Here is a 7,617-nt window from a genome sequence, read left to right as displayed (position 1 = left end):
TGCAAGGCTGAGTCAGGCAGATTTTCCCGTAGTATCAAAAATGAAACTCGCTCCAATCGTTCACTCTGAGGACGGGCGAGAGGCAATTGTAGAGACTGCCGCTTTCACTAGCATTTAATTAAGAGGAACAACCGATGGCAACCTATAAAGTCACCCTGATAACACCCGATGGCAAGCATGAAATTGATGTTAAAGATGATGATTACATTCTCGATATAGCTGAAGAGCAAGGACTGGACTTACCCTATTCCTGCCGTGCGGGAGCTTGCTCCACCTGTGCCGGTAAACTTGTATCTGGTACAATCGATCAATCCGATCAATCCTTCCTTGATGACGATCAAATTGCAGCGGGTTATGTCCTCACCTGCGTCGCCTATCCTACCTCTGACTGTGTGATCGAAACTCACCAAGAAGAAAGTTTACTCTAATCTCTCTCGAGATTATCAGAAAACTCCCGTTAAAGCCATGGCTTTAACGGGAGTTATTTTATGGCTCAAAAATTTTTTTCCCTAAACACTTGTGTGTTTTAGCTAAGGGTGCTATGATTGTTAATCGTGGAATTAATGGGTCGGTGCCCGAGTGGTTAATGGGGGCGGACTGTAAATCCGTTGGCTACGCCTACGCTGGTTCGAATCCGGCCCGGCCCACCACGATCAATGCCCGTGTAGCTCAGTGGTAGAGCACACCCTTGGTAAGGGTGAGGTCATGAGTTCAATCCTCATCACGGGCTTTCTCTAAAACCCTCTCCCCAAAGAGGTTTTCTGCCTAATACTAGGTTTTTGCTTTCCCTGCTCATTCTCAATCAGCCGTTGGCGGATGAGATTAAGTAAGTCTTCAGCACTATGGCGTTAACATAAGTTCTCCCCTAGCCCAATTAGACATCGATCGCCTAAAATAATCAAAATTAACTTATTTGTTAGCTCATGTCTCCCCTTGACAACATCGCTAAACTGTCTCACCTCACCCGCAGAGATGTTCAGAAAAATTGGTTGATCGCTACAGCAGAGGGAAAACCAATTCAACCCGTCACCCTCAATGAAAAACAATACATTATTTGGCCGGCCGGCAGACAAATCCAATATCTAACTCAAAAAATTATTGTCCCCGAACATTTAGCCGGTTATCCTTTAGCGGGAATGGAACTGAGATTAATCTTAACTTGGTGGGCGGAAGATGTCAAAATTTATGTTAATAATCAATTTATCCAAGCAGGAGATCTCTTTGATTCTTCCACGCGCATTTTACTTTCTAACTCGGTCTCTACTGGTCAAGAAATCGTTGTTACTCTGCGTTTAGTCAGTCCCAATCATGATATTGGTGGTTTGATGAAATCAGAGTTAATCTATGAATATAGCCAAGCTATCGATCCTAGTTTTGTTGCTGATGAATTAACCATCCTCCATAATTATCTACAAACTTTTTATCCTGAAAACTTAGCAGCTTTTACCGCTACTCTCGATAATATTGACTGGGATAATGTCACCAACAAAGATAAATTTAATCGCTCCCTAGAATCAATTCGTCAATCCCTACAAACCCTCGCTCAACCTCTCAAAGAACGCAGTTTTCATCTTCTCGGTCATGCACATTTGGATCTGGCTTGGTTGTGGCCGTTGGCAGAAACTTGGCAAGTAGCAAAAAACACTTTTATCTCGGTTTTAAACCTGCAAAAAGATTTTCCTAACCTAGTATTTGGTCATTCTAGTCCCCTAATTTACGAATGGATAGAAAAACATCATCCTGACCTATTTCAAGCAATTCTAGAGGCATATAAAGGGCAATCTTGGGAACTTTTGGGCGGGATGTGGGTAGAACCAGAAGTCAATTTAATCTCTGGGGAATCCCTATTTCGACAGCTGCTTTATGGACAAAAATATTTTCAAGAAAAATTTGGGCAAATCACTAAAACTGCTTGGCTGCCGGATACCTTTGGTTTTCCCTACCAATTGCCGCAAATTCTTAAATCTTTTGGCATCAAATATTTTATAACCGGGAAACTCCATTGGAATGATACGACTAAATTTCCCCACGGTTTTTTCTGGTGGCAATCTCCCGATGGCAGTAAAATTCTTTCCCTCATGTCTCCTCCCAATGTTGCCGGAGTTATGGATACTAACCCAATTATTATGACCGATCATGCTCTCAATTGGGAACGGCAAACCGGCTTAAAAGAGATTTTTTGGCTGCCCGGTGTTGGTGATCATGGCGGCGGTCCGACTCGTGATATGTTAGAGGTGGCCCAACGTTGGCAAAAATCTCCTTTTTTCCCCCAGTTAAAATTTAGCCAAGCAACAACTTATCTGGACAGTCTCGAGACAAGTAATCTCCCTATCTGGGATGATGAATTATATCTAGAATTCCATCGGGGTTGTTATACTACCCACGCCGACCAAAAGGCTTATAATCGTTACTGTGAAATCCTCTTGTATCAAGGGGAACTATGGTCTTCTCTGGCTAATATCTTACTAGATATTCCCTATCCGAAAGTCGAGATAGAATCGGCATGGAAAAAGGTTTTATTAAATCAGTTTCATGATATACTGCCCGGTACTTCGATCCCCGAAGTATTTAGGGATGCTAATCAGTTATGGCGGCAAGTTATCACCACAGGTGAAGCAATTTTAGATCAAGCTTTACAGGCAATTGCTAATCAAATTAATTTACCTAATCCCCCCCATCCCCAAGCAAAACCTTTTCTAGTTTTTAATTCTCTTAACTGGGAAAGAACCCAGGTTATCTCTTTAGCAATAGAATCTGTCAATTGTTCGGTTTATGACTTGAATAATTGTCTTTGTCTTTCGCAATTATCCCACGACAATCAGCTATTATTTCTCGCTGAAAATATTCCTTCTGTGGGTTATAAGTTATTTTGGTTAGTTGCCAATCAGCAAGCAGCCGAGCAAAATTTAACTAACTGCCAATTTATTTTAGATAATGGAATGCTTAAAGTTACCATTAACTCGGAAACGGGGGATATAGATAGTATATTCGATATAATTAATCAAAAAGAAATCCTACAAGCTGCTGGTAATCAATTACAGGCATTTAAAGATCAAGGACAATATTGGGACGCTTGGAATATCGATCCGAATTATCAACAATATCCCTTACCAAAAACAGTATTAAAATCGATCGAATGCTTAGAATGTGGTCCCTTGCGCTGGCAGATTCGCGTGATCAGAAGTTTAGGTGATTCGCAATTTTATCAAGATTATATCTTAGAAAAAGATGCTCCTATTCTCCAGATTAAAACTATTGTTAATTGGCAACAGGAACATACTTTAGTAAAAACCGCTTTTCCTCTCACCCTCAACAGCGATTTTACCACCTATGAAATTGCCTGTGGTGCGATCGAGCGTTCCCACGAACCAGAATCGCCAAAATGGGAAGTTTACGCGCATAAATGGGCGGATTTAACCGATACAGAGGCAAACTACGGGGTTAGTCTTTTAAATAATAATAAATATGGCTATGATGCTACTAACCAGCAACTGCGATTAACTCTCTTGAGAAGTCCCCGCTGGCCCGATCCCGAGGCGGATATGGGAAACCAAGAATTTACCTATGCAATATATCCCCATCAAGGTAACTGGAAAACGGCGAAAACTGTCCATCACGCTTGGCAGTTAAACTCACCTGTCAACGTTATTTTTATTAATAATTCTTCTCGATCAACCCAGTTGCCACCCGTGGCACAATGGTTAAAATTCTCGGCCGATAACTTAATTTTAATGAGTTTCAAACCAAGTGAAACAGCCTCTCGGGGTTGGGTAATGCGCGTCTATGAATGTCAGGGAGAAAACGCTGTAATTGATTTTGCCAATCAATTACAATTAACAATAAAAGAATCGATCGATGGTTTAGAAAAAGCGATCGATCCTATGGAGCAAATTTCTCCTTGGCAGATAGCCACATGGTTATTAAAGAATTAATCTTCGTGATCTTCAAAAGGATCGCTTAATTCTGCTGCCGGCGGTCCAAAAGCGGTATAAAGAGCTAAAGCGGTAATCCCTACCAAAGCGGCAGCGATCGAAACACCCAAAATTGTTGCAGTTTCCATAGAATAAAATTTGCTTAGATACAGTCTGTATCTTATCTTAACAAAATATAACCGATCTCGCCGCCGATAACGATCGCTAATCTGGCCGGTTGCATTGCTGTTATCTCATGCCCGATAATGCTGAAAGGATCGAGTAAATAGCGATCAAACTAAACCAGAAAAATTATTATGAAGAAACTCCTACAGGGACTAGAAAAGTTCCAGAGTGGTTATTTTGATGAACATCGGCAATTATTTGAGCAACTCTCCCACGGACAAAAACCGAGAATCCTGTTTATCACCTGTTCCGATTCCCGTATCGATCCTAACCTAATTACCCAAGCGGAGGTGGGGGAATTATTCGTAATTCGTAATGCGGGAAATATAATTCCTCCCTACGGAGCAACCAATGGTGGTGAGGGTGCATCTATAGAATATGCTATCAACGCTCTCGGCATCGAGCAAGTGATTATCTGCGGTCACTCCCATTGTGGAGCGATGAAAGGTTTGCTAAAATTGCAGAGTCTGGCCGATGAAATGCCTTTAGTTTACGATTGGTTAAAACAAGCAGAAGCTACTCGACGTTTAGTTAAGGATAATTACAAAGAATTAGAAGGAGAAGAACTGATCGAGGTGACAGTAGCAGAAAATGTTCTCAATCAGTTAAGTAATTTGCAAAGCTATCCAATTATTCGTTCCCGATTACATCAGGGTAAATTATCTCTACACGGTTGGATTTTTCGGATTGAAACCGGCGAAATTTTAGCCTACGATCCCATCCTACACGATTTTGTCGCTCCCCATAGTAAAATTACTCATCCCGAACCAGAAGACAATTTACCCTCTAGTCGTCACCTTCCCAATAGTCATCCCTTCAAGATTTCTGAGGATTATATCAGGACTCACGCGGAGGTAAAAAAAGCGACTCCTGCGGTTAATACTGTGGCCAAAAAGAATGGCTCCTCAACCCAAAAACCGGGCTATAATTATTTAGAACCCTCCCAAGCTGATCGCATTTATCGCGGTTCGAGAAGTTAATTAGGGATTACAGAAATTCTCTAGAGATGTGCTTATTAACGTCTCTAGAGTGGCAATTAAACGATAACTGCTATACTCCTCTATGGCTTCCCCAAAAGATTTTATTAGTCCCGTCAATTCCGAGCAAGAGTTAGTCTATCCTTTTCGGAACTATCTTAACTATCTTCACGAAAAATACTCTGATTTACAGACGGGTCATATCGCCGATTATATTCCGGAATTAGCCCTAGCAGCTCCAGAATGGTTTGGTATTTCCGTAATTAGCACTGATGGTCAGATTTTTGAGGTGGGAGACTGTCAGCAAACCTTTACAGTACAATCGATTTCTAAAGCTTTTGTCTTTGGATTAGCTCTAGAAGATCACGGAAGAGAATACGTTAATAGTAAAGTCGGTGTTGAACCCACCGGAGAAGCTTTTAACTCGATTATTCTCGATGAAAAAACCAATCGTCCCTATAATCCTATGGTTAATGCTGGTGCGATCGCTACCACGGATTTAATCACCGGACAGAATGCCACCGAAAGGCTAAAACGTATTTTAGAAATGTTTAAACGCTATACCGGCAGGGATCACGAGATTAATGTCCCCGTTTTTCTCTCGGAAAAATCCACCGGCAATCGCAATCGGGCCATGGCTTATCTGATGCTAAATTTTGGCATGGTTAGCGATAAAATTGAAGAAACCCTCGATCTTTACTGTCAACAATGCGCCATACTCGTCCATGCTCACGATTTAGCCCTCATGGCTGCTACCTTAGCTAATGGGGGTGTCAACCCAATCACAGGAATACGGGCGATCGATGAACACTACGTTCAAGATGTGATCAGTGTTATGCTTACCTGTGGAATGTACGACGCTTCGGGAGAATGGGCCTATCGGGTAGGATTACCAGCAAAAAGCGGTGTCGGGGGCGGAATTACGGCAGTAGTTCCCCATCAGTTGGGAATTGGGACTTTTTCGCCCCTTTTAGATGAAAAAGGCAACAGCATCAGAGGAGTGAAAATTTGTCAAGATATTTCAGAGGATTTTGGTTTACATTTATTCAATGTGGCTAAACCAGAACGAGATTTAAAAACATGGCTTGAAGGCAATAGTTGATATTGATAGCTGTCCCCGACAAGAGCGCCTACCGATCCCAGGAAATTAATTTGGCCAGAGGTCTGTGGAAAAAAATGTCATAAACCTCTTGACAAAAGCAGCGGATTATGTGTATTATTACTATTGTGTGAGGAGTATAAGTTCAGCATAAGAGGAACCTTTGGGGTCGAAACACGGCAAGACTCCCAGAGGTTCTTCTTTTTCACTTCCTTATTGGCTCAAAGTCAGCCATAAAATCAGGTTTTACCCGATCGCTAGTTTTTTCTCAATTTATCCCTTCTAGGTCGGTTGCTGCTTACCAAGAGCAACAGGTCAAAATTTTGCCGAAGAAACTGCACAAGAGAAGTGTAATTGCTCGTAAAATTGGGAATTAAGTACAAGGGCAATCCTATGGCAGATAAAAATAACGGTAACGGCGGCTTATTCGTCGTCGGGGTTTTAGTAGGCAGTGCGATCGGGGCAGTGGCGGGTTTATTAGTAGCACCGAGATCTGGAAAAGAAACCCGTCGAATTCTGCAAAAATCCGCGCGGGCTTTGCCTGAATTAGCCGAAGATCTGACCACGACGATGCAATTGCAGGCCGATCGCCTATCGGAATCGGCCCGACGTAATTGGGATGATACTTTAATGAGATTAAAAGAGGCGGTGACAGCCGGAATCGAAGCTAGTCAAAGTCTAGCCACGGACAATCCTTTCCCCGACTCGCAAGAATCCCCCGAAGGCGATAATCAACACTCGAATCACTATTAAATGACCGAACCTATTTTCTGGCTAGGATGTTCTTTACTGCTAGTCGCCGTTAGTTTAACGGCGGTTTTCATCGCCGCTTTACCTGCTCTGCAAGAGTTAGCCCGGGCTGCCCGCAGTGCCGAAAAATTATTCGATACCCTCCATCGGGAATTTCCCCCGACTCTAGAGGCAATTCGCCTGACAGGGGCGGAAATCAGCGAATTAACCGACAATATCGATGAGGGGGTCAAAAGTACCCGCCAAGTTGTCCAAGGAGTCGATCGCAGTCTCGGTAGTGCTAAAGCTGGTCTTAGCAAGCTCGATCGTGGCAGCCGTCGCCTCCTGATCGGTTTTAAAGTCGCTTGGAATACTTGGAAACGCAGTTAAGGAGATGGGGAATTATGAAGTGGGAAGTGGGAAATTGGGAAATGGGGGAGTGGGGAGATAGGAGAATTTCGACTAATACCCCAAAACCCTCAAACCCCAACTCCCTAAAACCCCAACTCTCAACTCCTAACCCCACCAACAAACTTTTTCAGCAAACCCTAAATAGGGTTTGCTGAAAAAGTAGGGGCGAAGCATTCGGATAGAAAATCTACGGTTTCACCGATAAGTTATTGTCCGAATGCTTCGCCCCTACAGGACGCGGAACCATGAAGACGCAAGGTTTTGAAGCACGATTCTCTCAGAATCTTGCACCTGTTTCGGGAGA

General features: G+C 42.8%; 7 protein-coding genes and 2 tRNA genes. 8 read left to right on the top strand and 1 reads right to left on the bottom strand.

What is annotated here, in order from left to right:
* Nucleotides 1-134: 134 nt before the first annotated feature.
* The 4 genes from IM462_RS16530 to IM462_RS16515 all read left to right on the top strand — a co-directional run bounded on the left by IM462_RS16530 (nt 135) and on the right by IM462_RS16515 (nt 3,932).
* Nucleotides 135-428 (top strand): ferredoxin, encoded by a 294-nt coding sequence (locus IM462_RS16530; protein ID WP_287699929.1) that lies wholly within the window; start codon nt 135-137, stop codon nt 426-428.
* Nucleotides 429-565: 137 nt separating this feature from the next.
* Nucleotides 566-650 (top strand) — tRNA-Tyr (locus tag IM462_RS16525).
* A gap of 8 nt (nt 651-658) precedes the next feature.
* Nucleotides 659-730 (top strand) — tRNA-Thr (locus IM462_RS16520).
* 193 nt (nt 731-923) lie between these two features.
* The gene (locus IM462_RS16515; protein ID WP_287699928.1) at nt 924-3,932 is read left to right on the top strand and encodes an alpha-mannosidase; all 3,009 of its coding nucleotides are present in this window, start codon (nt 924-926) and stop codon (nt 3,930-3,932) included.
* On the opposite strand, the gene psbN is transcribed toward IM462_RS16515, so the two are convergent.
* Nucleotides 3,929-4,060 carry a photosystem II reaction center protein PsbN gene (gene psbN, locus IM462_RS16510; RefSeq protein ID WP_002736132.1) on the bottom strand — a complete coding sequence of 44 codons (132 nt, stop codon included), beginning with the start codon at nt 4,058-4,060 and terminating at the stop codon, nt 3,929-3,931. The two genes, IM462_RS16515 and psbN, sit on opposite strands and share 4 nt — an antisense overlap.
* A gap of 168 nt (nt 4,061-4,228) precedes the next feature.
* On the opposite strand from psbN, the gene IM462_RS16505 reads away from it, so the two are divergent.
* From IM462_RS16505 to IM462_RS16490, 4 genes are all read left to right on the top strand, one after another.
* On the top strand, nt 4,229-5,077 hold the full coding sequence (locus IM462_RS16505; RefSeq protein WP_002792421.1) for a carbonic anhydrase: 849 nt from the start codon (nt 4,229-4,231) through the stop codon (nt 5,075-5,077).
* Nucleotides 5,078-5,159: 82 nt separating this feature from the next.
* Entirely contained in the window at nt 5,160-6,176 is a 1,017-nt protein-coding gene (glsA, locus tag IM462_RS16500) for a glutaminase A (protein WP_159297159.1), read from the top strand.
* 390 nt (nt 6,177-6,566) lie between these two features.
* A complete protein-coding gene (locus tag IM462_RS16495; protein ID WP_287699927.1) occupies nt 6,567-6,926 on the top strand; it encodes a YtxH domain-containing protein in 360 nt (119 codons plus the stop codon).
* Nucleotides 6,927-7,292: a hypothetical protein gene (locus IM462_RS16490; protein ID WP_002735843.1), complete on the top strand. Its 366-nt coding sequence runs from the start codon at nt 6,927-6,929 to the stop codon at nt 7,290-7,292.
* The last annotated feature ends 325 nt before the right edge of the window (nt 7,293-7,617 follow it).

The sequence above is a fragment of the Microcystis sp. M144S2 genome, assembly GCF_020246065.1.
In the GTDB taxonomy this organism is placed as follows: Bacteria; Cyanobacteriota; Cyanobacteriia; order Cyanobacteriales; family Microcystaceae; genus Microcystis; species Microcystis ichthyoblabe_A.
Note: the sequence above shows the minus strand (reverse complement) of the source record. Positions and strands in the feature narration are given on the sequence as shown.